At 57.6% G+C, this 22,530-nt stretch carries 22 protein-coding genes and 5 pseudogenes; 14 read left to right on the top strand and 13 right to left on the bottom strand.

Annotated features, from left to right (window positions below):
- The 4 genes from IHE30_RS06325 (at nucleotide 1) to IHE30_RS06310 (ending at nucleotide 4,047) form a co-directional block, all read left to right on the top strand.
- Nucleotides 1-1,182, top strand: coding sequence for a mechanosensitive ion channel family protein (locus tag IHE30_RS06325; protein ID WP_337689548.1), 1,182 nt, complete (start codon nucleotides 1-3; stop codon nucleotides 1,180-1,182).
- Between the two features lie 80 nt (nucleotides 1,183-1,262).
- Nucleotides 1,263-2,663 (top strand): alpha,alpha-trehalose-phosphate synthase (UDP-forming), encoded by a 1,401-nt coding sequence (gene otsA, locus IHE30_RS06320; protein ID WP_337689547.1) that lies wholly within the window; start codon nucleotides 1,263-1,265, stop codon nucleotides 2,661-2,663.
- 15 nt (nucleotides 2,664-2,678) lie between these two features.
- Nucleotides 2,679-2,903 carry a hypothetical protein gene (locus IHE30_RS06315; RefSeq protein ID WP_337689546.1) on the top strand — a complete coding sequence of 75 codons (225 nt, stop codon included), beginning with the start codon at nucleotides 2,679-2,681 and terminating at the stop codon, nucleotides 2,901-2,903.
- Between the two features lie 40 nt (nucleotides 2,904-2,943).
- Complete coding sequence (locus tag IHE30_RS06310; RefSeq protein WP_337689545.1) at nucleotides 2,944-4,047, top strand: glycosyltransferase family 4 protein; 1,104 nt, start codon at nucleotides 2,944-2,946, stop codon at nucleotides 4,045-4,047.
- A 17-nt stretch (nucleotides 4,048-4,064) separates the two neighbouring features.
- Here the strand turns inward: IHE30_RS06310 and IHE30_RS06305 are convergent, their stop codons facing one another.
- The 3 genes from IHE30_RS06305 to IHE30_RS06295 form a co-directional block, all read right to left on the bottom strand.
- Nucleotides 4,065-4,202, bottom strand: coding sequence for a DUF3096 domain-containing protein (locus IHE30_RS06305; RefSeq protein ID WP_337689544.1), 138 nt, complete (start codon nucleotides 4,200-4,202; stop codon nucleotides 4,065-4,067).
- Nucleotides 4,203-4,215: 13 nt separating this feature from the next.
- Complete coding sequence (locus IHE30_RS06300; protein ID WP_337689621.1) at nucleotides 4,216-4,806, bottom strand: BPSL1445 family SYLF domain-containing lipoprotein; 591 nt, start codon at nucleotides 4,804-4,806, stop codon at nucleotides 4,216-4,218.
- Between the two features lie 120 nt (nucleotides 4,807-4,926).
- Entirely contained in the window at nucleotides 4,927-5,478 is a 552-nt protein-coding gene (locus tag IHE30_RS06295; RefSeq protein ID WP_337689543.1) for a hypothetical protein, read from the bottom strand.
- A 576-nt stretch (nucleotides 5,479-6,054) separates the two neighbouring features.
- Here IHE30_RS06295 and IHE30_RS06290 point away from each other — a divergent pair.
- From IHE30_RS06290 to IHE30_RS06260, 7 genes and pseudogenes are all read left to right on the top strand, one after another.
- The gene (locus IHE30_RS06290; protein ID WP_337689542.1) at nucleotides 6,055-6,525 is read left to right on the top strand and encodes a response regulator; all 471 of its coding nucleotides are present in this window, start codon (nucleotides 6,055-6,057) and stop codon (nucleotides 6,523-6,525) included.
- Between the two features lie 19 nt (nucleotides 6,526-6,544).
- Nucleotides 6,545-6,692: pseudogene (locus IHE30_RS06285) on the top strand (ABC transporter permease); the annotation flags it as partial.
- 130 nt (nucleotides 6,693-6,822) lie between these two features.
- Nucleotides 6,823-7,824 carry a LacI family DNA-binding transcriptional regulator gene (locus tag IHE30_RS06280; protein WP_337689541.1) on the top strand — a complete coding sequence of 334 codons (1,002 nt, stop codon included), beginning with the start codon at nucleotides 6,823-6,825 and terminating at the stop codon, nucleotides 7,822-7,824.
- Nucleotides 7,821-8,045: pseudogene (locus IHE30_RS06275) on the top strand (PfkB family carbohydrate kinase); the annotation flags it as partial. The gene IHE30_RS06280 and the pseudogene IHE30_RS06275, both read left to right, overlap by 4 nt.
- A 661-nt stretch (nucleotides 8,046-8,706) precedes the next feature.
- A complete protein-coding gene (locus IHE30_RS06270; protein WP_337689540.1) occupies nucleotides 8,707-10,629 on the top strand; it encodes a PrkA family serine protein kinase in 1,923 nt (640 codons plus the stop codon).
- Between the two features lie 145 nt (nucleotides 10,630-10,774).
- Entirely contained in the window at nucleotides 10,775-12,043 is a 1,269-nt protein-coding gene (locus tag IHE30_RS06265) for a YeaH/YhbH family protein (RefSeq protein ID WP_337689620.1), read from the top strand.
- A 77-nt stretch (nucleotides 12,044-12,120) separates the two neighbouring features.
- Complete coding sequence (locus tag IHE30_RS06260) at nucleotides 12,121-13,662, top strand: SpoVR family protein (protein ID WP_337689539.1); 1,542 nt, start codon at nucleotides 12,121-12,123, stop codon at nucleotides 13,660-13,662.
- A gap of 109 nt (nucleotides 13,663-13,771) precedes the next feature.
- Here the strand turns inward: IHE30_RS06260 and IHE30_RS06255 are convergent, their stop codons facing one another.
- Complete coding sequence (locus tag IHE30_RS06255; protein WP_337689538.1) at nucleotides 13,772-14,647, bottom strand: hypothetical protein; 876 nt, start codon at nucleotides 14,645-14,647, stop codon at nucleotides 13,772-13,774.
- 153 nt (nucleotides 14,648-14,800) lie between these two features.
- On the opposite strand from IHE30_RS06255, the pseudogene IHE30_RS06250 reads away from it, so the two are divergent.
- Nucleotides 14,801-15,161, top strand: a pseudogene (locus tag IHE30_RS06250) (ISNCY family transposase); the annotation flags it as partial.
- Between the two features lie 183 nt (nucleotides 15,162-15,344).
- Here IHE30_RS06250 and IHE30_RS06245 read toward each other — a convergent pair.
- The 6 genes and pseudogenes from IHE30_RS06245 to IHE30_RS06220 all read right to left on the bottom strand — a co-directional run bounded on the left by IHE30_RS06245 (nucleotide 15,345) and on the right by IHE30_RS06220 (nucleotide 19,036).
- Nucleotides 15,345-15,758, bottom strand: coding sequence for a putative toxin-antitoxin system toxin component, PIN family (locus IHE30_RS06245; RefSeq protein ID WP_337689537.1), 414 nt, complete (start codon nucleotides 15,756-15,758; stop codon nucleotides 15,345-15,347).
- Nucleotides 15,758-16,066: a type II toxin-antitoxin system Phd/YefM family antitoxin gene (locus tag IHE30_RS06240; RefSeq protein WP_337689536.1), complete on the bottom strand. Its 309-nt coding sequence runs from the start codon at nucleotides 16,064-16,066 to the stop codon at nucleotides 15,758-15,760. Before IHE30_RS06240 ends, IHE30_RS06245 begins: the two co-directional genes overlap by 1 nt.
- Before the next feature lie 215 nt (nucleotides 16,067-16,281).
- Nucleotides 16,282-16,410: pseudogene (locus IHE30_RS06235) on the bottom strand (IS3 family transposase); the annotation flags it as partial.
- 13 nt (nucleotides 16,411-16,423) lie between these two features.
- Nucleotides 16,424-17,812: an NTP/NDP exchange transporter gene (locus IHE30_RS06230; protein WP_337689535.1), complete on the bottom strand. Its 1,389-nt coding sequence runs from the start codon at nucleotides 17,810-17,812 to the stop codon at nucleotides 16,424-16,426.
- Between the two features lie 557 nt (nucleotides 17,813-18,369).
- A complete protein-coding gene (locus tag IHE30_RS06225) occupies nucleotides 18,370-18,774 on the bottom strand; it encodes a type II toxin-antitoxin system VapC family toxin (protein WP_337689619.1) in 405 nt (134 codons plus the stop codon).
- 7 nt (nucleotides 18,775-18,781) lie between these two features.
- A complete protein-coding gene (locus IHE30_RS06220; RefSeq protein ID WP_337689534.1) occupies nucleotides 18,782-19,036 on the bottom strand; it encodes a type II toxin-antitoxin system Phd/YefM family antitoxin in 255 nt (84 codons plus the stop codon).
- An 89-nt stretch (nucleotides 19,037-19,125) separates the two neighbouring features.
- On the opposite strand from IHE30_RS06220, the pseudogene IHE30_RS06215 reads away from it, so the two are divergent.
- Nucleotides 19,126-19,455 (top strand): annotated as a pseudogene (locus IHE30_RS06215) (ISNCY family transposase); the annotation flags it as partial.
- A gap of 16 nt (nucleotides 19,456-19,471) precedes the next feature.
- Here IHE30_RS06215 and IHE30_RS06210 read toward each other — a convergent pair.
- Nucleotides 19,472-19,771: a type II toxin-antitoxin system RelE/ParE family toxin gene (locus IHE30_RS06210; protein ID WP_337689533.1), complete on the bottom strand. Its 300-nt coding sequence runs from the start codon at nucleotides 19,769-19,771 to the stop codon at nucleotides 19,472-19,474.
- Nucleotides 19,768-20,049: a YlcI/YnfO family protein gene (locus IHE30_RS06205; RefSeq protein WP_337689532.1), complete on the bottom strand. Its 282-nt coding sequence runs from the start codon at nucleotides 20,047-20,049 to the stop codon at nucleotides 19,768-19,770. Before IHE30_RS06205 ends, IHE30_RS06210 begins: the two co-directional genes overlap by 4 nt.
- A gap of 705 nt (nucleotides 20,050-20,754) precedes the next feature.
- Between IHE30_RS06205 and IHE30_RS06200 the strand changes: the two genes are divergently transcribed.
- Nucleotides 20,755-21,399 carry a MarC family NAAT transporter gene (locus IHE30_RS06200; RefSeq protein WP_337689531.1) on the top strand — a complete coding sequence of 215 codons (645 nt, stop codon included), beginning with the start codon at nucleotides 20,755-20,757 and terminating at the stop codon, nucleotides 21,397-21,399.
- A gap of 229 nt (nucleotides 21,400-21,628) precedes the next feature.
- Here the strand turns inward: IHE30_RS06200 and IHE30_RS06195 are convergent, their stop codons facing one another.
- On the bottom strand, nucleotides 21,629-22,492 hold the full coding sequence (locus IHE30_RS06195; RefSeq protein ID WP_337689530.1) for an alpha/beta hydrolase: 864 nt from the start codon (nucleotides 22,490-22,492) through the stop codon (nucleotides 21,629-21,631).
- Nucleotides 22,493-22,530: the final 38 nt, after the last annotated feature.

The raw sequence follows: 22,530 nt of genomic DNA, 5'->3' as shown, positions 1-22,530 counted from the left end.
GTGAACTGGCTTGAACCGATCAGCAACATTGCTGCTGCGCCGCTGCATTCGTGGACCGGCCTGATTGTCATTGCCGTGATCGCGGTGGCGTGCGTGCGCGCGGCGCACTGGGTCGGCGCGCGGATCGTGCGCCGCGTGACGCGCCCCTATCCGATCCTGGCTGTCGTGACAGGGGCAATCGAGTGGCCATCGCTTTACGCGCTGGCAATGCTGGCTATCGAACTGGTGCTGCATGAGGCGCCGGACGAGCTGGCGGTGATCCGCGTCGCGCGCGACGTCGGTGGCCTGATGCTGATCGGCATGCTGACGCTGTTGGCCGTACGCTCGGTTGCCGGCGTGGGTGATGCAATCGTCGCCGCGAACCCGCTGGACACGACCGACAACCTGCATGCGCGACGCATCCACACGCAGACGCGCGTGCTCGCCCGGTCGGTGATGACGTTGATTGTGATGCTCGGCATCGCGTCGATGCTGATGATGTTTCCCAATGTCCGGCAGGTCGGCACGAGCCTGCTCGCGTCGGCGGGCGTCGCCGGTCTGGTTGCCGGTATCGCGGCGCGCCCGGTGCTGGCCAATATGATCGCTGGATTGCAGATTGCGCTGTCCCAGCCGATTCGGCTCGACGACGTGGTAGTAATCCAGGGCGAGTGGGGGCGGATCGAGGAGATCACCGGCACCTACGTTGCCGTTCGAATCTGGGATCAGCGGCGGCTGATCGTGCCGCTGCAGTGGTTGATCGAAAATCCGTTCACAAACTGGACTCGCAGCAGTTCGCAAATCATCGGCACGGTCTTCCTGTTTGTCGACTATAAGATGCCATTGCCGCCGCTGCGCGAGGAACTGTCACGTATCGTCAGCAATGCGCCAGAATGGGATGGGCGCGTCCAAGTCTTGCAAGTCACCGACGCAACTGATCACGCGATGCAATTGCGGGTACTGGTCAGCTCGAGTGATTCGGGCTTAAATTGGGATTTGCGTTGTCGCGTGCGAGAAGGATTGATTGCGTTCATCCAGCGCTACTATCCGGAATGCCTGCCGAAGATGCGGGCGGACCTGTCCACTGAGCGTGAACGTGCGCTGCAGGCCGAGCCGCAGCCGATGCGCGAGGCCACCCCACCGGAGGCGTCCAAGACCGTCGCCCATACGGAGGCTGACCCGGTGGCAATGCGCCGCGACGGTTGACGCGCATTCAGTGAACCACAGCGGCGCGTCGTGGGTCATAACCGACATGTCCCATTCAGAACCTGACGGAGAACAAGCGAATGAGCCGGCTGGTCGTAGTGTCGAATCGCGTCGCCACCCCCACTGAGAGCAAGGGATCCGCTGGTGGACTCGCAGTTGGCGTGTTCGGCGCGCTAAAGGATGCGGGAGGGGTCTGGTTCGGCTGGAGTGGCGACATAGTCGGCGAAACGGGGGCCCATGCCATGCCCACGCTCGTGGAGGAGGGCAAGGTCACGTTCGCGACCGTCGGGCTGACGCGCAAGGACTATGACCAGTACTATCGCGGTTTTTCGAATGCGACGCTGTGGCCTGTTTTCCACTATCGCAATGACCTGGCCGTCTACGACCGCACAGACTATGCAGGCTACCTGCGCGTGAACCGGTGGCTTGCGCAGAAGCTAGCGCCTTTGCTGCGGCCTGACGATGTCATCTGGGTCCACGATTATCACTTGATCCCATTCGGTGACGCGCTGCGCCAGCTGGGTGTGCAGAACCGGATTGGTTTTTTTCTGCATATCCCGTTTCCATCGCCGCAAATTATGCTGAACGTCCCGCCGCATGACGAACTGGGGCGCGCGTTGTGCAGCTATGACGTGGTGGGTTTCCAAACTGCGGTCGATCTGCGCGCCTTCGCCGATTATGTTGAGCGGCACGCGCATGGCAAAGTGTGGGACAACGGTCGAATCGAGGCATACGGGCGCGTATTGCACGGCGCTGCCTACCCGATTGGTGTTTTCCCCGATGACATCGCCGAGCAAGCGCGTCGCCACGAGAGCCGGCAACACGTGCTGGAACTGAAGCAGAGCTTGGAAGGGCGCAAGCTGATCATGAGCGTGGACCGGCTCGATTACTCAAAGGGGCTCGTCGAGCGCTTTCGGGCATTCGAGCAATTGCTGGAGCGTGCGCCGCACTGGCGCGGCAGCGTCACACTCGTTCAAGTGGCTCCGCCCACGCGCTCGGACGTCCAGTCGTATCAAGAAATTAGGCAGAATCTCGAATACGAGGCCGGCCGGATCAACGGCCGGTTTTCCGGCCTGGACTACACGCCGATCCGATATTTGAACCAGCGCTATGACCGTTGGAAGCTGATGTCGCTATTTCGCGAGTCACAAATCGGCTTGGTCACGCCACTGCGTGACGGAATGAACCTGGTGGCCAAGGAGTATGTTGCCGCCCAAAATCCGGACGATCCTGGCGTGCTGGTCCTATCGCGCTTTGCCGGCGCAGCGCGAGAGTTGCCCGGCGCGCTGATCATCAATCCGTATGATATCGTCGGCATGTCCGAGGCCCTTGAGCACGCGTTGGCGATGCCACTGGTGGAGCGACAGGAGCGCTACCAGACTAACATGCAGAACCTGCGTGATAATGACCTGGGCGTCTGGCGTGACACCTTCATCGCCGATTTGCGCGGACACGCACGCGCGGTGCCGGGGCAGCATTAACCGACCACCGCGCGGATGTTTCGCGCGTGTAGCGGCGATCCGGAGTTTCAATATCCAACGCTGGAATTGCAATATCCGGCGGCGTGGGCGGGCGTCACGGTCGATCGTCATCGACACCGGGCTGATCATGGCAGGCGCTCGTACTGCGATGGCTACGTGGTGAAGCATCGCGCCAAGGTGCGCGTGCAGTCAAAGGTGTGCCTGCGTGTGTCATACTGGCGCGCCCGGTTGCAGGCCTAATGACCGCATCACCGCAGGGATTGCCAGGTTGGAGACAAGCATGAGGATTGCCCAAATCGCGCCACTTACCGAGTCCGTGCCGCCCAAGCTGTATGGCGGCACGGAGCGCGTCGTCTCGTATATCACCGAAGCGCTGGTCGATCTCGGCCACGATGTGACGCTGTTCGCCAGCGCAGACTCGAATACCCGGGCCAAGCTCGTACCGGTCTGGCCGCGGGCGCTGCGGCTCGATCCTGCCATTCGTGACCGGATCGCTCCACATATGCTGTTGATGGAACGAGTGCGGCAGCAAGCGAGAGAATTCGATGTGCTGCATTTTCACATGGACTACTACTCGTTCTCGCTTTTCGGCCGCCAGGACACGCCCTTTATCACTACGCTGCACGGGCGACTGGACCTGCCAGAGCAACAGCCGATCTTTGACACCTTCTCGAGCGCGGCGGTCGTCTCGATTTCGGACGCACAGCGCGAGCCGCTGCCGCAGGCAAAGTGGCTGGCGACCGTCTACCATGGTCTGCCCGAAAGGCTGTACACGCCGCAGCCCGTGCAGCCACAGTACCTGGCGTTCCTTGGCCGGATATCGCCGGAAAAACGTGTCGATATCGCGATTCGGATTGCCGGGCTTTGCGGCATGAAGATTCGTATCGCCGCCAAAGTCGACGCCGCCGATCAGCAGTATTTCGAGCGCGACATACGGCCATTGCTGGCGCTGCCGCACGTCGAGTTTATTGGCGAGATCGCTGACGAGCAAAAAGCGCACTTCCTGTCCGGCGCACACGCGCTACTGTTTCCGATCGACTGGCCCGAGCCGTTCGGTCTGGTGATGATCGAGGCGATGGCTTGCGGCACGCCGGTCATCGCGTTCAACCGGGGTTCGGTATCCGAGGTGATTGACGAGGCGCAGTCTGGTTTCATCGTAGAAGACGAAATCAGTGCGATCGCGGCGGTCAACCGCCTTGGCACGTTGTCGCGTGAACGCGTGCGAGCGTGCTTCGAGCGACGCTTCACGTCGCGCCGCATGGCGCAGCAGTACGTAGAGGCTTACCATGCGGTCGCGCGCGCGCAGCGGCGCGCGCGCTTCAAAGTCATCGATCGCGGCGCCGCGCTGCCCGAACAATACCGCACAACGGACGCGGCAAGCTAACAACGCAGCGACGCCGCTTAGCAAGACGTATCGCCGAGCAGGCCGATGATGATCGGACACAGCGCGACAATGGCATTCAACAGTCGCGGTATCAACAGGATCAGAATGCCAGCGCTTAGCGTCGCCACCGGGCCTGCTGTCACGGTCAAGCGCATAAGCGCGTGCGGCTCAAAGCTTCAGTTTCGTCACCTTCGTGCCTGCCAACGACACGCCGGCCATCAGGCCCGCGTTCGTCAGCACGAACGCCTGCACCGGCGCGGTGGCCGTGGTGGTATCGATTTTGCCATTCACGCCGACTTTTAGCACCGCCACAGTCGCATCGGCGCCTACGGCCCAGCCTTCGCTGTTGCGGAACTTGTCCAGCGAGTCCTGCGTCATGAATAAGAAAATCAGCGCTTTGGATTGCGCACCAGCCTGTAAGCCGAACGAGCCTGCTGCGGTACTGTAATAGCCAGCCGTCTCGCCCCCGATACGCAGCGCACCTTCGCCATATTGCCCCCCGACGATGAAGGCTGCGGACACGACGGACGGGAACACTAGCACGCCACGGGCCTTCGCGACCAACTCCCGCGAACCGTTGGCGGTGGTATAGAGGCGCGCCAACGTTTCATTAACTGAAGCATTGATGCTCTGACGCTTGCCTGCGTTGCCGGCTGCCCTCGACGCAGAGGTCTGGGTGGTCGTCGTGCAACCGGTGAGCGCGAGGCCGCCTGATGCGAGCAGGGCGGAGGTCGTCACTATGAACTTTCTTCTTTCCATCTCATTCTCCTGGGTTGCTTTTGGGGGACTGCCATGACACTGAAGCATGGAGCGGGCCAACTGCGTAATGGTTCCCCAAAACAACCCGAACGGGCTGCCCAGTCGCGCGATGCAGGGCCCTCAACGCGCTTGCGCCTTAACTGTCGATTCCGCCGGGCCTGGGGTGGGGGCCGGGTCTGGCAGGGTAGGGTGGGCGGGCGCCGGCGGGCCAGGCGACGCGGACGAGGCAGTCGATGTGCGCCTCGGCTGCTTGGGCGACGGGCGTCGCAACGCCAAGCGCACGAATACGACAACCAGGCCAACAGCGAAGACAAACGACGAGGGTACGACCCAGTAGCCGAAAATGGCTTGGCTCAGATACGACAGCAGCGTGCGTCGGCGTCTCGCATAGTCATCCTGCGCTGCCTGCAACGCCGGCGCATGCGCCGACACAATCGCGGCCGGGCATCCGGCTGCCCGGGCCTGCTCCGCGGTCCCGACGCAACGGCCGGCCGCGTCCACGGCACGCTCGGGCGCGCTAAGTTTCCAATCGTCGAGTGCGCGTTGCAGAGCGGTGCGGTTATAGGCCATCTCAACCTGGATCTCGTGAATCGCGATCAGCGCGACGGGCACTGCCCATGCAAACGTGGCAATCAGCCAGCGCCTGATCCAGCGGTTCGTTCTCCATGCCATCACGCGCCTCCGTCCGCATTGGGTTGTGCGGTCATGAAACAACGGTGGCGGCCTGCAGCGATTAGCCGGCTATTCGGCTTAAACAGGCCACCATATCCCGATCATAGAGAATTCGACGGCGCTGCACACGGTGCACCGCACCATGAGCGGGCCGCATCGGCCGCGATGCGAGCCTGATGCGGCGTGCGTTAGCCTGCCAGCTTGACGCTCAGGCAACCTTTCGTGAAGGCCTTGCATGGCAGCGAGTTGACGGTGCATGACATGCTGATGCGCGCCAATGACGCGCCGTACCAGTCTGTGCCAGTCAATATTGCAAAAGTCTGACCGGTAAGTTCTGCAAAGCTGGTGTAAAGGTGCCCTATCGGGCGGCCCGGCCGACGGCTACGGCGGCATGCTGGCGCGGCGCGCAGGGCGTCGTTGGCACACGCGGCGCGATGGCAGGCGAATACCCCCACGCAGATTGCGGTGCGTGCCTTCATGTTGGAACAATGTTTGCTTACTTAACGACCGCCGTGCTGCACGGCACTCTGCGGTGCAGCGTCCCTACTGTTCACTTGTCCAACGTCCGATTTCGCAATGGCATCGCAGCCTGTCCAGCCCTCCAGTTCCGTGTCATCCGCCACGGCCGCGGCCGGTGGAGCCCTTGCCCGACGTGGTTTGCGCGTGCTCGTAGTCGACGACGCCGAAGACGCTTGCGAGGGGCTGGCATTGCTGCTGCAAATCGAGGGGTTCCAGGTCGAGGCGACGCTCGATGGTCCCACTGCAGTGGAATGCGCCACGCATTTCGCCCCACATATTGTGCTGCTCGACTTGGCGATGCCGCGCATGAGCGGCTACGACGTTGCGCGCCGGCTGCGCGGGCATCCGTCGACACGGGACGCGCTGATCATCGCATTGACGGGGTTGAGCGAGTTCGACGACATCGCTCGCAGCCGCGCTGCCGGTTTTGACCACCATCAGGTCAAGCCGGTGGACGTTGATACGCTGCTGTCGCTGATCGACCACCACTTTACTACTTATGTGCCACAGCGCTCCGGTTGTCAATGAACGGCGACGGAACCGAATGTACGATACGTTTAGCACCATCGCGAACCAGAACCCGGACTTTGTGGTGCTGTCGGTGGGCATAACGTTTGTGCTGATTGATCATCGCGGGCATTGACCTGGCAGTCGTTTCGCCGGCGTTCTTCATCGCACTAGCGGTCATGGTAGTGGTGCAGCTCACGCATACCAGTTGCCGCTAAGGCATTGGGCGCTGCGCGTCGCCAAGACGTACTGGCGGGCCGTTGCTCCGATCTCCGTATGATAGGCATTGGCATTTCCAAACCTCAAGCGTAACTGGCAATGGCGACGATCAAGGACGTGGCGGCACTTGCGGGCGTGTCGTTTACCACTGTTTCGCATGTTGTGAACAATTCCCGTCCGGTCAGTGCCGGTGTGCGGGCAAAGGTCGAGCATGCGATCAAGCAACTGGATTATGTACCGTCGGCGGTCGCCCGTTCACTGAAGGCGCGCTCGACGACGACGATAGGGCTGGTCATCCCGAGCGGCACGAACCCGTACTTTGCCGAGTTGGCGCGCGGCATTGAAGATTGTTGCGAAAGAACCGGATACTGCGTCTTTTTGTGCAATTCGGACGACAATCCGACCAAGCAATGCAATTATCTGCGTGTGCTACAGGAAAAGCGCATCGATGGGCTGATTGTCGCGTCAACGGGCGCGCACAGCGTGCTGGCCCGCCCGCTGGCATCTGCTGGCGTGCCGATCGTAGTGGTGGACCAGGAGATCGAGGGCCTGAGCGCCGATCTGGTGCAGATCGACCATGAGCGCGGCGCGTATCTAGCCACCTGCCACCTGCTGGAACTCGGCCACGTACGCATCGGTTGCATCGCCGGGCCGGCGCAGATGGCGGTTAGCGCGATGCGCGTCCAGGGCTTTCTGCGCGCGATGGCCGAGCGCGGCATTGAGATTGTCAAGAACGGCATCGTCGAGAGCGATTTCACCATTCCAGGCGGCTATGTGGCTGCAAGCCGGCTGCTCGACGGCGTGAAGCCCAGCGCCATCTTTGCCGGCAACGACATGATGGGCATGGGTGCATTGCGGGCGGCGGCCGAGCGCAAGATCCGGGTGCCGGAGAAGTTATCAATTATCGGATTCGACGATATCGAATTGTCCCGCTATGTCTACCCGGCGCTGTCCACCGTCGGCCAGTCGATCTTGCAGCTTGGCGAGGCGGCGGCGCAGACGCTGTTCAAGCGTATCAACGGCAATGCGCAAGGGGGGCCACAACGGCGCGTCGTCACGCCACAGTTGGCGGTGCGGGAGTCCACTGGGGCGGCCCTATGACGCCCGTACAACGGCCATATCTATGCACCGGCCGCGTCACCGTGGTCGGCAGCCTGAACCTGGACCGGGTGGCGCACCTTCCTGGCGAGACGTTGACCGGGCACAATTTCGCCTGGATTTCGGGTGGCAAGGGCGCTAACCGGGCTGCCGCCGCCGCTCGGCCTGGAGCGCAGGTGTCGATGATTGGCCGCGTCGGCGATGGTCCCAACGGTCGGACGCTGGACTGGATCTGCTCGAGATGGTCATCGCCGTACTAGTCGAGGTGGTCATCGCCGTACTGGGACTGATGAGGGGGCGCGACGCGACCGGCGGCGCCTGCATCACAGGCGCCCGTGTCGGCCGCGTCCAGAGTCGAGCCGACTTGGCGATCCTTTGCATGCCGCCATCCGCCATCTGATGGCCGGGAAACGTTTTGAGCGCAGCACGCTGGACGACCGATGGCGCATCGGCGTTATGGGGCGGGACCGCTAATTGCACCACCACGGTCACACAGGAAACTGCATTGACCCGCATGTTCGGACCGGGCGCACGGATGGGGCACAGCGGGGCGCGCCAACGAGCCCGGGGCATGTTCGCTACAGCAGAAGGAGGCGTAAGCCACCGGAAAAGAGGCGCAAGCCGGGGCTAAAAGCCAGCCAACACCCTGTCATGACGACGTGGCACAGCGGACGGTGCGGGACCAATATTGTAGGGTTTCGATGTAGGGCGCGCCAGAGGTTAAATTGTTTTAATAAGCCTCTACGTACGGTTAGTGAAATTCTCCCGAAATAGGATTAGCATGAGTCTAAGGGCATGCCGATCGACTCGCCCAAGCGCGTAACACGATGCGTGCACCGTGGCGGCTGACCGGCAGCGCTCGTTGAATATCGGCGAGGAGGTGGTATGGATATTTACAACAGTTTCGCGACCCGCTTCGAAAAGACGAGAGAGGAAGAGTTCTCGTTGGAAGAGTATCTCGAACTGTGCAAGAACAATCCTGCCGCGTACGCCACGGCTGGCGAACGCATGTTGATGGCGATCGGGGACCCGGAGCACGTCGACACCCGCAATGATCCGAGGCTGTCGCGTATTTTTGCCAACAAGGTCATCAAGATCTATCCGGCATTTCGCGAGTTCTATGGCATGGAAGAGGTAATCGAGCAGGTCGTCGCCTATTTCCGCCATTCTGCACAGGGGCTCGAGGAAAAGAAACAGATCTTATACCTGCTCGGGCCGGTCGGCGGCGGCAAATCGTCGATCGCGGAGCGTCTGAAGCAATTGATGGAGCGGGTGCCGTTCTACTCGATCAAAGGCTCGCCGGTCAACGAATCACCGCTCGGCCTGTTTGACTACGACGAAGATGGCCCAATCCTTGAAGAGCAGTATGGAATACCTCGCCGCTATTTGAAGAGCATCCTGTCCCCGTGGGCTGTCAAGCGCCTGCACGAGTACAACGGCGACATCCGCCGGTTCCGCGTGGTCAAGCGCTACCCATCGGTGCTACGTCAGATTGGGATTGCCAAGACCGAGCCAGGTGACGAGAATAATCAAGATATCTCGTCGCTGGTGGGCAAGGTCGACATCCGCAAGTTGGAGCAGTATGCGCAGGACGATGCCGACGCGTACAGCTACTCGGGGGGATTGTGCCTGGCGAATCAGGGCCTGCTCGAGTTCGTCGAAATGTTCAAGGCGCCGATCAAGGTGCTGCACCCGTTGTTGACCGCCACGCAGGAAGGCAATTTCAAGGGCACGGAGGGCTTCGGCGCAATTCCGTTCGACGGCATTATCCTTGCACACTCGAATGAATCGGAATGGAAAGCATTCCGGAACAACAAGAATAACGAGGCGCTGCTTGACCGGATCTTCGTGATCAAGGTGCCATACTGCCTGCGCTACTCGGAAGAGATCAAGATTTATGACAAGCTGGTCCGGAACTCGTCGCTCGCTTCCGCCGTCTGCGCACCGGGTACGCTGAAGATGATGGCGCAGTTTGCCGTGCTGACGCGCTTGCACGAGCCGGAGAACTCCAGCCTGTTTTCGAAGATGCTGGTCTATGACGGCGAAAACCTGAAGGACACCGACCCGAAGGCAAAGTCGTATCAAGAGTATCGCGACTACGCTGGCGTTGACGAAGGCATGACAGGCATTTCAACACGCTTTGCATTCAAGATCCTGTCACGGGTGTTCAACTTCGACACGACCGAGGTTGCCGCCAACCCGGTGCACCTGATGTACGTGCTCGAGCAGCAGATTGAACGCGAGCAATTTCCACCGGAAGTCGAACAAAAGTACCTATCGTTCGTCAAGGAACTTCTGGCATCGCGCTACGCAGAGTTCATTGGCAAGGAGATTCAGACTGCTTACCTGGAATCGTATTCCGAATACGGGCAAAATATTTTCGACCGCTATGTGACCTATGCGGACTTTTGGATTCAGGATCAGGAGTTCCGGGATCACGATACCGGCGAGAGCTTCGATCGTGCGGCGTTGAACGCGGAATTGGAAAAAATCGAAAAGCCAGCGGGAATCAGCAATCCAAAGGATTTCCGCAACGAGATCGTCAACTTCGTCCTGCGCGCACGCGCGGCCAATGGTGGCAAGAATCCGGCGTGGATCAGCTACGAAAAGTTGCGAGTCGTGATCGAGAAGAAAATGTTCTCCAACACGGAGGAACTTCTGCCGGTTATCTCGTTTAACGCGAAGGGCTCCGCCGAAGAGCAACGCAAGCATGAGGACTTCGTCAACCGGATGGTCGCCAAGGGTTACACGCCCAAGCAGGTCCGCCTGCTATGCGACTGGTATTTGCGCGTGCGCAAGGCTTCCTGACGGCAGCGTGCGTAGCGTACGGGCGCCATGAGCAACGCGGCGTCTTGCGTACTGGGGTGGTGACGGCGCAGCGGTGAATATCACCGCGCGTCTTGCCGTGCCACGTGCGCGGGCGGCGCCTTTCAAGAGAGCGGGGGACGGCAACGTGCTTCATCAGATCATCGACCGCAGACTCGCCGGCAAGAATAAGAGCATTGCGAATCGCGAACGCTTCTTGCGGCGGGTCAAGCACTATATCCGCGAAGCGGTGTCCGAGGCCGTGCGCGACCGCAGCATCAAGGACATCCAGAGTACGAAGCGCATTACGATTCCGAAGAAGGATATCGGTGAGCCGATGTTCCGCCACGCACCGGGCGGGCGACGCGAAATCGTCCATCCGGGCAATGCGGACTACGTGAAAGGCGATAAGATTCCGCGCCCGCCCGGCGGCGGGGGAAGTGGGGGCGGGGGGCAGGCGAGCAATGAAGGCGAGGGGCAGGATGACTTCGTGTTCGAGTTGTCTCGCGAGGAATTCATGCAGTATTTCTTCGACGACCTGGAACTGCCGCGATTGGTTAAGACGCACCTGATGGCGGTGCCAAGTTGGAAGAACCAGCGTGCCGGCTGGGCGACCGAAGGCACGCCGAACAACATCGACGTTGTGCGCTCATTGCGCAGTGCGCTGAGTCGGCGCATCGCGCTCGGCGCGCCGTTGGTCAACCAATTGCGCGAACTTGAGGCGCAACTGGACGCGTTGAAAGACGACCCGAGTGATCGCCGGGCCGAGATCAAACGGCTCGAGGACGAAATTCATCACCTGAAGGGGCGCATCTGGCGGATTCCGTTCATTGATCCATTCGACCTGCGCTACGTGAATCGCGTCAAGCAACCCACTCCGTCCAGCCAGGCGGTCATGTTTTGCTTGATGGACGTTTCCGGTTCGATGGACGAGCAGCGCAAGGACCTGGCCAAGCGCTTCTTTATTCTGCTCTATCTGTTTCTGACGCGTAACTATGAAAAGATCGAGGTGGTGTTCATTCGGCACCACACGCGTGCGGAAGAGGTCGACGAGGAGACTTTTTTTCACTCGACTGAAAGCGGTGGCACGGTGGTCTCCAGCGCGTTGGAGTTGATGAAAAAGATCATCAATGAGCGCTACTCACCGCAGGAATGGAATATTTATGGCGCACAGGCATCCGATGGCGATAATTGGACGGACGATTCGCCAAAGTGCCGCAAGCTGCTGGAAAACGACATCCTGCCGAAAGCGCGGTACTTTGCGTATATTCAGGTGGCCCCGGAAGAGCAAAATTTGTGGGTCGAATACGGCCAGTTGCCCGCCATAGCGCCTCATTTCACGATGAAAAAGGTCGATGACGCGGCGGGCATCTATCCAGTATTCCGTGAATTGTTTGAAAAACAGGTGGCCGCATGAACTCCCATTCAAAATCTTGCGAGCCGGGCGAGGAACGTGTCGCGAGGGTCGGGGACGATCCTAACAGGAGTGCCTGCATGCGACCGAGCGACCATGGCAAGCGTCACCGTCCATTGCCGCACCCGTCGGATTGGACTTTTGAGCTAATTGAGCGCTATGACGCTGAAATTGCGCGCGTGGCAGAGCACTACAAGCTCGACACCTATCCGATCCAGTTGGAATTGATCAGCGCCGAGCAGATGATGGACGCGTATGCGTCGGTCGGCATGCCGGTCAATTATCGGCACTGGTCTTTCGGCAAACACTTTCTTGCGACCGAGAAAAGCTATCGGCGCGGCCAGATGGGGCTGGCATACGAAATCGTCATCAATTCGAATCCCTGCATCGCCTATCTGATGGAAGAAAACACGATGACGATGCAGGCACTTGTGATCGCGCATGCGGCCTACGGCCACAATTCCTTCTTTAAGGGCAATTATCTATTCCGATTGTGGACCGACGCTCACGCGATCATCGATTACTTAGTCTATGCCAAGCACTATATTGCCGAATGCGAGGAGCGCTACGGCCTGGACCGCGTCGAGGAGCTGCTCGATTCATGCCATGCGCTGATGCACTACGGCGTAGACCGCTATAAGCGTCCCCAAAAGCTGTCCTTACAGCGGGAACTAGAACGGCAACGCGAGCGCGAGGCATATTTGCAAACGCAGGTCAACGAATTATGGCGTACACTGCCAGTGCGCTCAAAGCCCGAAACCGTGGACGACGCGGATGACACCCGCTACCCTCCCGAGCCGCAGGAAAACTTATTATATTTTGCTGAAAAGAATGCGCCGCTATTGGAGCCGTGGGAGCGTGAAGTCATACGAATCGTGCGCAAAATCGGACAGTACTTCTATCCGCAGCGGCAAACCCAGGTGATGAATGAGGGCTGGGCCTGCTTCTGGCACTACACACTGCTCAATACGCTGTACAACGAAGGCAAGCTGGCTGACGGCTTCATGCTCGAGTTCCTGCATTCGCACAGCAATGTCATCTTCCAGCCACCGGTGACCAAACCGTATTACAGCGGGATCAACCCGTATGCGCTGGGGTTTTCGATGATGATGGACATTCGCCGCATCTGTGAACAGCCGACCGACGAGGATCGGCGCTGGTTTCCCGACTTGGCGGGCCACCCATGGCTTGAGGCGCTCGACTATGCGATGCGCAACTTTAAGGATGAGAGCTTCATTGCCCAATATTTGTCGCCGTCATTGATTCGGGACATGCGGTTGTTCTCGATCTTGGACGACGATGCAAAAGAGGCGTTGGAAATCTCCGCGATCCATGACGAAAATGGTTACCAATACGTCCGGCAGGTGCTATCGCGCCAATATGATATCCATCACCGTGAGCCGAATATCCAAGTATGGTCAGTGAACACGCGAGGTGACCGCAGCCTCACCCTGCGTCACTTCATGACCGACAATCGGCATTTGGGTAGCGACACAGAAGAGGTACTCAAGCACATGGCCCGGTTGTGGCAATTCGATGTGTATTTGGAAAGCGTCGATGAGAACGGCACCGTGCGGCGACGCTACGAATGTCCTTACGTCGCGCCAGCGGTGCGGGTCTAGGCGGCGTGTGCAAGTCTACTCAGGTCGAGCCGCTTCGCCGCACGAACCAGCGCGCGGCTACAGCAGTTTCAACGGCCCGCAAGTCCCCGGCGGGAAGGCTGGCCTTTCTTTAAGCATCATCTAGGTTCACCATTTTGTCGTAGCGTAAAGGTGGCTTTTTGCGTGGGTCGACCGTTTTACCGTACGCTGCCCGGAAGTCGTTAAATGCGGCATAACCCTCACGGGCGTAAGGATTGGGTGTAGTGTTCCGCCAAGCGTTGATAGCAGGCTGATCTTTTGGCGTCAATTCCAAGTTTAATACATCATCAAGCGGTTCTCGGCTTTGACCGTTATTCAAAGCCCATGCGTTAAAATGTCGTAACTGCGTTACATACGCAGCTGCTCTAGGGCTAGGTTTGTGCTGAAGATATGTATTAATTAATTCTTCAGCTCTTGTAAGGGGCCGCTCCGGCTTGAAGTTGAGTACCGAGAAAGCCGGGTCACCCGGAGCAGCTTTTGCAACTGCAATTTTTTTGGCCAGCCACGTGGTTGAACTCTCGATGCGGTTCTTATCGGCCGCCCGTTTAGGGGTTGGTTCGGCTGGGTCAGTAGTGACGGTTCTTGCATCCGTGTCGACGCCCGCGTTCGACGATTTCAACGCAAATTGGCCCGACATCTGCTTAATGATGGCTCGGTTGGAGTCAGCACTTTTCTTTCTTTTGGTAGCACGGCCGTCGTGATCTCTGAAGGTGTCTAACCGGACATTGAGCTGTGCGTTGCTAGGCTGCACGTGGGCTTCTTTCTGTTTTTCCTCGTGAGCGCGCGGTGGGACGCTTGTCGGGTTCAGCATGTCATTGATACGCATTTTCCCTCGCAAGAGCAGGCGTGTATGACATTGACAATACGCACAATTTTTATGATCGAGTGCCTGAAAGCGAAGTGTGGGATAGGCTCCCGAATAGCTTTGCTGACTCAGCCGCTTCATGATACTAAACAGAGGAGCCATCGTAAACGTCTTTAATTTTACATAACGTGAATTATCGCATTTACAGCGTGTAGCGGCTAAGTTGTAATGTCCGCTTTTGGCTAAGTTCAAATGTCCGCTTTTCGGTTCATCGTAAGCTAACCGGCGGCTGGAAATCCAGTGCCGGAGGCTTTGATGGCAACGACAGAGCGGATAACCATGACGATGCGCGAGCTAGACCGATTTAGGGTCATTCAGGATGTGGTGGACGGCAAACTCAAGCCGTGGCGCGCGGCGCAACGACTCGAGTTGACGAGCCGACAGATCCGTCGTCTGGTCGAACGACTACAACAACCGACTGGATGCCGCAACAGCCGAGCGCACACTCTCGATCATCCGCGAGCGCTATGCCGATTTTGGGCCGACGCTGGCCTGCGAGAAGCTGTGGAAATGCCACGGCATTGGACTGACCAAGGAGACGGTTCGCCGGCTGATGACAGAAGCCGGCTTGTGGGTGCCGCGACGGCAGCGTCCACCCAAACTTTACCAGCCGCGGCAATGAGCCGCAACCGGTCGTGGATTTAGCACGATGCACAAAGGCACATTCTTAACCTTGCAAACCTGTCCGTCGGTCTACCAGGGACAGTGGAGCAGGCATGAGCGCCCTGCCCGTTCAGGACCCATTCTTCGACACTGCGTGATTTGTAACCTGTTACTCGCATCACCATGCCGATTTCAACTAGGGCCCATGGCGCCTCCAAAAATCCGCCGGCGTGACGATGGGATATCGATCCGCCAGCGCCAACAAATCTTTATCCCCCGTAATGAGATACTGCGCTTTCGCTGCCAGCAGCGTAAGTAATACGGGCTGATCAGCGGAATCGTGCAAACTTGCGTCCTGCGCCCCTTCTGGCTCGACTACATCGGCCAATAACATAAAACTGTCGGCTAGATCGCGAATTTGCGCCGGTGTCATGCCTACTCTAGGCAACTGCGGTAGAACCCGGACCATCTCGTCTAAGATGTAGTGCGACAGTGCCACCTCCAACCCGCCTTGGCGCCAAGCCGCAACGACGCGCCCAGGCACGCTGCTCGGGTAAGCCAAGCCCGATATCAACACGTTGGTATCAAGCACGACACGTAAGCCAGCCATCAGCACCGCTTCCGCTCAGCCGCCACCGCGGCATCGATCTCCGCCTCACCTTCCTTAACCGGCACGCCGGCATAGGCTTCGGCGATGCGGCTGCTAAGCGCATCGAAGCGGTCCTGCATACGCCGGATGCGGGCGAATAATTCGGCGTCAACGAGCGCTGCGACCGGCTTGCCATCTTTATTAATAACGATACTGTCGTTGCGATACTGTACCTGATTGAGCATTTCGCCCAGGTTTTGTCGGAAGTTCACGGCATTGACTTCAGTAATCATCGCATTCTCCATTGCCATATTGATCATAATGTTCATTATGGTTAGAAATAGGCATGGTGTCTAGCTCCGAACGTCTAGTGTCACCGACCGAGCGCATCGAAGCGGGCTGGCATGATCGGCAAGGAGTCGTGCGCGGCTATTATGTCGCTCAGTCTGCCGAGCCGGTGCACCTGATGGAGAAGCCAGAAAGCCCTTCGCTGCCCGAGTATGCGGAGTTGCAATGCGCGTCGCCCCGAGGAACAGGATGCTCATGCCGCAAGCACCGGAGCATCCCGCCCGGCCAGCTTCGATTCATCATGCAGCGCCGATCTTGCCACCGACATCAGCGCGCACGCGCGTCGCTCCGATAACCCCCGCGCCTTCGCGTAGGTAACCTGCTTGCACCCTGCCCATTCAGGACCCGCTCTTCGACTCCGCGTGAGTTGTAACTCTTGTATATTGATGCCCTAACCAGACTCCATTAAGCAGCCAAAATATGGATAATGGTACCATCGCAAAAGAAATTGCGCTGATGGATAAGCCTAGCATCCCCATGCCGGCATAGGTCCAAGCGCCCAATTGGTCACCTGAGCGATAAGCTACTGTATCGATAAAACTCTTGATTTTATATCTTATTTTTTCGTCTATGGCTGCAAATAGCGTTTCCTGAACGGGCTTGGTAATTGAAAAATTGACGATTCGAGAGATTACTCTAAATGCAATGAGGATTGCGACTGTCTGCTTCCATGCGAGCATGCCAAAACCTATGGCGCTTGTTATTGGGGCCATCGCAAGAGCAATTGGAACCCCAAGAGAACGGATTACGCGACTAGTTAAAAATAATTGGATTATGATTGTGACAGCGTTGACAACAAGGTCAATTGATGAAAATAGTCTAATGCGCTCTTTATTGTCAATATCTAGGCCTTGTATCAGTATAGCTTGATGAAAATACAATGCTGTTGACGTTAGTGACAAGAGAACAACATAGATGCACAGGCTCGCGACATGAGAAGCTCGTAGAGCTGGAGCAATATGAAATAATTTTGCAAGGCTGTTTAAATTTATATTACCTTTCTGTCGGGCTCCACTCGTCATGCTGCCGGCATGCTTCCTTTTACCCTGATAAGCTATTCTCCCACGCCCCTTATCTAGTTCCGTTGACGTTGATGTAAGATGCAATGTACTGCGAGCCGCTAATTCAAGAAAAATTGCTGCAATTGCCAGTGTCCACCCTGGACCAAGCAGACCTGACAGGGCAGTACTCACACCTGAACCTGCCAGCGCACCCAAATTCGCACCGGCTGACACCATCCCAAAAAGTCGCTCGCCTTGCTCTTTGCTGAACTTGTCGATGGTCATCATCCAATACATGGTCATCGCAAAAACGCTATAGGCAGAAACCCAAACAAAAAACACATCTCCTATCCAAAACGCTTGTTCTGGCACGTTGGATCGCATTAGGATCGCAAACATCATAAGGATCGCGATGCAAACTCGATAACTGATCGAAACTGCACGCTGCAAAGAAATTCGGTTTAATAATTTTGAAAATAAAAATGAAATAAGCAACATACACAACAATGTAGCGCTAAATAACCACGTCAGTTTTTGCACGCCGCTCACGGCACCCATCGTGTCACGGATAGGCCGGATTAGGTAATACGTTAACGATAACCAGAAAAGACCTAGCGCACTCCAAAGCAACGGTCGGACTTCACCGGGACGCAGCTTGAACCGCATGCGCCATTGCTCACGGCTGGCGTTTATCATGCTCAGTAATTTAAAATAATTACGTTGCACTGCTGCCCTTGTCAACTCTACGCATGTACTGCTCTACGCTAACTTAGCACCTTGTAGCTGCGGCACAGCATTCATCATGGTGGCTAGTTCGCCATTTGCATCGCGTAGCAGCCGTTTCTATAAACAATTTGGCGTGCGGCGATATGGGCAGTTTGAACAGCATAGTTGACACTATTCGTGCGTAACTAAAACCTTTATCATATTAGATAACGTATGCATACGACACTTTTATTTAGCTGCAGTTCGGACATTTGAGAATGGCTTTGACAAGGATTGATGCCGCAGGCAGCTGTACAGCGTGCTCTTGGGCAGATGCAGCTTCTGCGCGATGGCGGCGTCTCGGCGGCCAGTGCCGTCGCTTCGGCCTGCGGCGACAAGCCATGCGCTTTATTGCCGTCAAATCGGCGGACTAACAGGCGATGTTGGCGCTACATCAAATGCGCCAGCAACTGGTCCGGATGCTGGGTAAAACGGGCAGTCGTGTAACGCCGTTTGGCCGCGCGATGTACGAGTCAAAACATCGATGCGTTCTGCGCGAAATCAAGGTGTAGGTAGACTCATTTCCCGAATGGGTTGAACACCGGTACGTCAAAGCGTTCAAAGTCGCGAACGTTTCTCGTGGCGACGATAAGCTTGTGCATCAGCGCGCTGGCCGCGATCATGGCGTCTTCATAGACTGTGTTCGACTGGCGATGCATCAGCTTCGCCCAGAGCCGGAAGGTCGCAGCATCCATGGGCAAGACATTGTAGGTCGCGCTGACTTGATCAACCCACGCTTCTATCGCCGATGCCTTGTCGGCGTCTTGCTCGCGCGTGATTTCGATGCCTGCTTGAATTTCACCGAGTGTCACGGCGGACAGGTAAAGCTCGTGGTCGGCAACGCTTTCGAGCCATGACACGACTGCCCCATGCGGGCGAAGCTTGCGAAGCTCAGAAACAATATTCGTATCCAGAAGGAACACGGTGGTTTTATAAAGCAAGAGTTGTGCGACGCTGCGCCCGTCCACGTTGTGGTAAGTCAAGGTCACCACGACTGAAATCGGCCAACAGCAAGGCTTTCAGCGAGGGACGTGCGGCGTCGTTGAGCCGCTTCCACTCCATGATAGGCACCAGCACGGCTGTTTCTGCGCCGCGACGAGTCACCACCTGTGGCCCCTCACTGACACAGGCATCAAGTAGCTCGCTGAAACGGGCTTTCGCGTCTTGTACAGGCCAAGTATGCATGGCGCATCCATAATGACTAGACATATAACTAGTCTATACGTGCCATCACCGCAATGCAAGGGTTCATCATTGGCGCTGATCTGATCGCACCGGTCGGCAACTTCGACGCGCACCGGCCGCTGCGAGACGACGAGAGCCTTGAATTGACGCTCACCTGGCGCGAGCCGCGCAAGGTGACCAAGGCGCTGACGGTGCAATACGACCGAGTGATGTAACTGCTGGATAACACGCCAGAGAATCGGAAGTAGATCGAGCGCTATATCGACGTGTGGGAGTACCCAGATGGCTGCATTGAGCTTCGAGCCGACGGCCATGTGTTGCCCAGCAGGCAGTATGACCGGCTGGCCGAAATCGGTCAGGGCGCAGTTGTCGAGCACAAGCGCCTCAGTTACGTGCTGCAAGTTGCACAAGCCATTCAAAAATGGCTTTGACACATCAATAGTAGTCCTCTTCCCGTTGCGAACGTACCGCGAGGATTGTGACCGTGCGTTCTTCCTCAATCTCGAACAGCACTACATAACCCGATGAGCCAAACGATACAATCAATTCGCGCAGGAACGGATTTTCCCCTACAGCCTTGCGGCACGTAAACGGAAAGGTACGCAGTATGTCGACACCCCGTTGGATCGCGTCGAGCGCGCGGGCAGCCGCATCCAAGTCTTGCTCAAGCAGAAATCGGTACAGCCGCACCAGATCCGCTCGCGCGGCACGCGTATAGCGAACGCGGTAAGTCAACCGTGCGTCCCGCGGGCGGAACGCGCCGCGTCGAGCATACCCTCAAGCTCAGTCAATACTGCATCGGCCTGCACATATTCGCCAGTGCGCTGTGCCTCCTCTCGGGCCGCAAGGCCACGTGCGATGAAGGCTCGCTGCAGCCGTCGATGCGCGACACCGGCCCGTAGCGCCGACTCCATAAACGCCGATAGTGTCTCGTTTTCGTTCAGCACGTCTTCCACCGCGTGTCGTAGCATGGGCTCGACACGCAGTGCTGGGAGTGTCGCTGTCTTCGTCATGGCGTCTTCCTGTATTACAATTGCAATACATTTTAGCGCTATCTGGCTTGACCGGCAACGTTTTGTTTAGCTGTAGTTGGCTGGTAATGAGCGTGGAGCGGATGCCATACTCATTTTCGGGCGGCCTGATCGAGACCCTGCTTGCCCGCCTGTTCGAGGAATTGAAGATCGGCCATGCCCAAGCGCTCTTCAAACGACAGGCTGACGTTGGCGCTCAACGCCGCTTGATCCTCGAACGCACGAGCCAGGCCGTCAAGCTTCAGAGTCGTGACCTCCGGGCAGTGGTAATAGTAAGGCCCGCGCACGTTCGCGAGAGCGACAGCAGTCCGAGGCACACGCGGTGAGCGGACGTGTCATGAAATGCAGTGCCAATATTGATTCACCACGGCAGGCCAGCCTTTGCACCACGAAAGTCATACTGACTCGCATGCATAAAAAATCAATAGGCAGTAGCCCTCCTAAAACTGGACAGCGGATTAACTCGCACGTCACCGCCACATCCGGGGAGGGACAAAATTTGCTCCAGCCTAGATGTGCGAAAATACAAGCTGCACGAAACATCCGGATAGTCCCGCCTATCGTTGTACTGCAGTTGGCACAGCCGATGCTCAGGAGAGCAGGCGCGGAATCTGCAGAGAAACTGACAAGCGGTCCACAATCTGGAACAAATGGCATGGTCTATGCCCAGGAAAGGAGCACAATATTATGAATGACTATCTGAGTTATGTTGGGATTGGCCTGATAACACTCTTGCCAATCATCAATCCGATTACTAGCGCTAGCGTATTTTTTGGATTGAGTGCTCATATGAGCCCCGCGCAGCGCAAGCAACAGATCAACTTGACTGCCCTTTATGTATTGATAGCGTTATTGGTCTGTTTTTACGCAGGCAGTGCCATTATGAACGTGTTCGGTATTTCGGTTCCGGGAATGCGTGTCGCAGGAGGAATGATTGTCACCTATATTGGTTTTGGAATGCTCTTCCCAAAATATCACGAGACTGAAACACAGAAGAAAATAGCGTCAACGCCTCCAGCAAATGTGGCTTTTATTCCACTCACCTTGCCCGTGACCGTTGGTCCAGGCGCGATCGCGATGATTGTTAGCGATGCTTCAGCAATCCACCGAACGGGAGGCTATCGTCTAATCGATCATCTCGTCGTGCTAACCGTCGATATTGCGCTTACATTGATCCTGTGGTTGACTTTGCGCAGCGCATCGCGGGTACTTCATTTGCTAGGAAGGTCTGGCACCGATGCCATTTCCCGAGTAATGGGTTTTATGTTGGTCTGCATGGGAGTCCAGTTTGGGTTAAATGGGCTACACGGGGCCTTCATTGCCAGCGATTAAATCGAATGCGCCCGGCGTGGCAACCACATCGCGTGCAAAGAGCAACAAGCGCAGCGGCGCTTGCGCGCCTTACAGCATTGAAATGTATAGCCGCGCCGGCTTCCAACTGCTTCGTACTCGCGTGTTGAATCGTTGCTGTCATGATGCCATAGCGAGCGTGGTCAGAGAGCACCCCATATCGCGTCCTGCCAGCACAGCATGACGCATCACTGGCCGCAACTGCCCCGCTCTACTGCAGCAGCGCCAGCGCGGCGCGCAGCAGTTCGCTGGATGGATCGGCGAGTTCGTTGACCAGATTGAAATGATGGCAATCTGGCTGCTGCACCAGTCGGACCGGCAATCCTTTTGCGACTAGCAGTTCATGGAAATGATAGGTCTGGTGCTTGAAGCCGGCTGTCTCCAGGCCCCCGACCGCCAATACTACCGGCGGTCCGTCGTGCGGCAGCCGCAACGCCGGGCTGAGCAATGCCGCTTGCTCCGGATGGAGCCGTAGCCATTCGTTGACGTTGATGTCGCATAACGGCCGGATATCGTAGAGTCCGCTCAGGCCGACGATCCCCTTGATGACGTCGAACGGAACCTCGAACGCACGTTGCCAGTCGTCGCCATACAGCATGCCGGCCAGATGCGCTCCCGCCGAACTGCCGCAGACAATGATCCGCTGGACATCGAAGCCATATGTTCCGCCATGGCGATACAACCATGCGACCGCGCTGCGCACCTCGCGAACGACTTCGGCAAGCGTCGCCTCGGGCAACAGCGTGTATTCAACCAGCGCCACTGCCACGCCGTGGCTCGTCAGCGCTTGCGCCATCGAGCACGCGTCTTCCTTGCGCTGCGAACGCCAGTACCCACCGTGGATGTAGACGAAGAGCGGCGCGGGCTGGCCGGCCGCGACAGCCGGAAAGATATCGATACGCTCGGCCTGTCCCATGCCATAGCGTTGATCGAGTATCGCCGGGCAGGCTTGCCGAGACCGCTCGGCTAGCTGCGCGTATAGGCGCATTTGCTCATCGAAGTCGGCCACGAATGCGCGAGCGTTGTACTGAACCGCTCGCTCGGCGAGGTCGGAAAACGTCAAGTCAAACGGCATGATGATTCCGCTGTCAGGTCGAAATGCATGATACATCG

Source organism: Mycetohabitans sp. B46 (assembly GCF_037389205.1).
GTDB lineage: Bacteria > Pseudomonadota > Gammaproteobacteria > Burkholderiales > Burkholderiaceae > Mycetohabitans.
The sequence above is the reverse complement of the archived record's forward strand: the minus strand, read 5'-3'. Positions and strand labels throughout refer to the sequence as shown.

Excerpts from the sequence above, each read along its gene's own strand:
- IHE30_RS06290 (WP_337689542.1), top strand. The coding sequence starts at position 6,055 with ATGGCATCGCAGCCTGTCCAGCCCTCCAGTTCCGTGTCATCCGCCACG.
- IHE30_RS06205 (WP_337689532.1), bottom strand. The coding sequence starts at position 20,049 with ATGACGAAGACAGCGACACTCCCAGCACTGCGTGTCGAGCCCATGCTA.
- IHE30_RS06315 (WP_337689546.1), top strand. The coding sequence starts at position 2,679 with ATGTTTCGCGCGTGTAGCGGCGATCCGGAGTTTCAATATCCAACGCTG.
- IHE30_RS06200 (WP_337689531.1), top strand. The coding sequence starts at position 20,755 with ATGAATGACTATCTGAGTTATGTTGGGATTGGCCTGATAACACTCTTG.
- IHE30_RS06245 (WP_337689537.1), bottom strand. The coding sequence starts at position 15,758 with ATGGCTGGCTTACGTGTCGTGCTTGATACCAACGTGTTGATATCGGGC.
- IHE30_RS06310 (WP_337689545.1), top strand. The coding sequence starts at position 2,944 with ATGAGGATTGCCCAAATCGCGCCACTTACCGAGTCCGTGCCGCCCAAG.
- IHE30_RS06305 (WP_337689544.1), bottom strand. The coding sequence starts at position 4,202 with ATGCGCTTGACCGTGACAGCAGGCCCGGTGGCGACGCTAAGCGCTGGC.
- IHE30_RS06260 (WP_337689539.1), top strand. The coding sequence starts at position 12,121 with ATGCGACCGAGCGACCATGGCAAGCGTCACCGTCCATTGCCGCACCCG.
- IHE30_RS06220 (WP_337689534.1), bottom strand. The coding sequence starts at position 19,036 with ATGCATACTTGGCCTGTACAAGACGCGAAAGCCCGTTTCAGCGAGCTA.
- IHE30_RS06195 (WP_337689530.1), bottom strand. The coding sequence starts at position 22,492 with ATGCCGTTTGACTTGACGTTTTCCGACCTCGCCGAGCGAGCGGTTCAG.
- IHE30_RS06300 (WP_337689621.1), bottom strand. The coding sequence starts at position 4,806 with ATGGAAAGAAGAAAGTTCATAGTGACGACCTCCGCCCTGCTCGCATCA.
- IHE30_RS06240 (WP_337689536.1), bottom strand. The coding sequence starts at position 16,066 with ATGAACATTATGATCAATATGGCAATGGAGAATGCGATGATTACTGAA.
- IHE30_RS06270 (WP_337689540.1), top strand. The coding sequence starts at position 8,707 with ATGGATATTTACAACAGTTTCGCGACCCGCTTCGAAAAGACGAGAGAG.
- IHE30_RS06280 (WP_337689541.1), top strand. The coding sequence starts at position 6,823 with ATGGCGACGATCAAGGACGTGGCGGCACTTGCGGGCGTGTCGTTTACC.
- IHE30_RS06255 (WP_337689538.1), bottom strand. The coding sequence starts at position 14,647 with ATGGCTCCTCTGTTTAGTATCATGAAGCGGCTGAGTCAGCAAAGCTAT.
- IHE30_RS06295 (WP_337689543.1), bottom strand. The coding sequence starts at position 5,478 with ATGGCATGGAGAACGAACCGCTGGATCAGGCGCTGGCTGATTGCCACG.
- otsA (WP_337689547.1), top strand. The coding sequence starts at position 1,263 with ATGAGCCGGCTGGTCGTAGTGTCGAATCGCGTCGCCACCCCCACTGAG.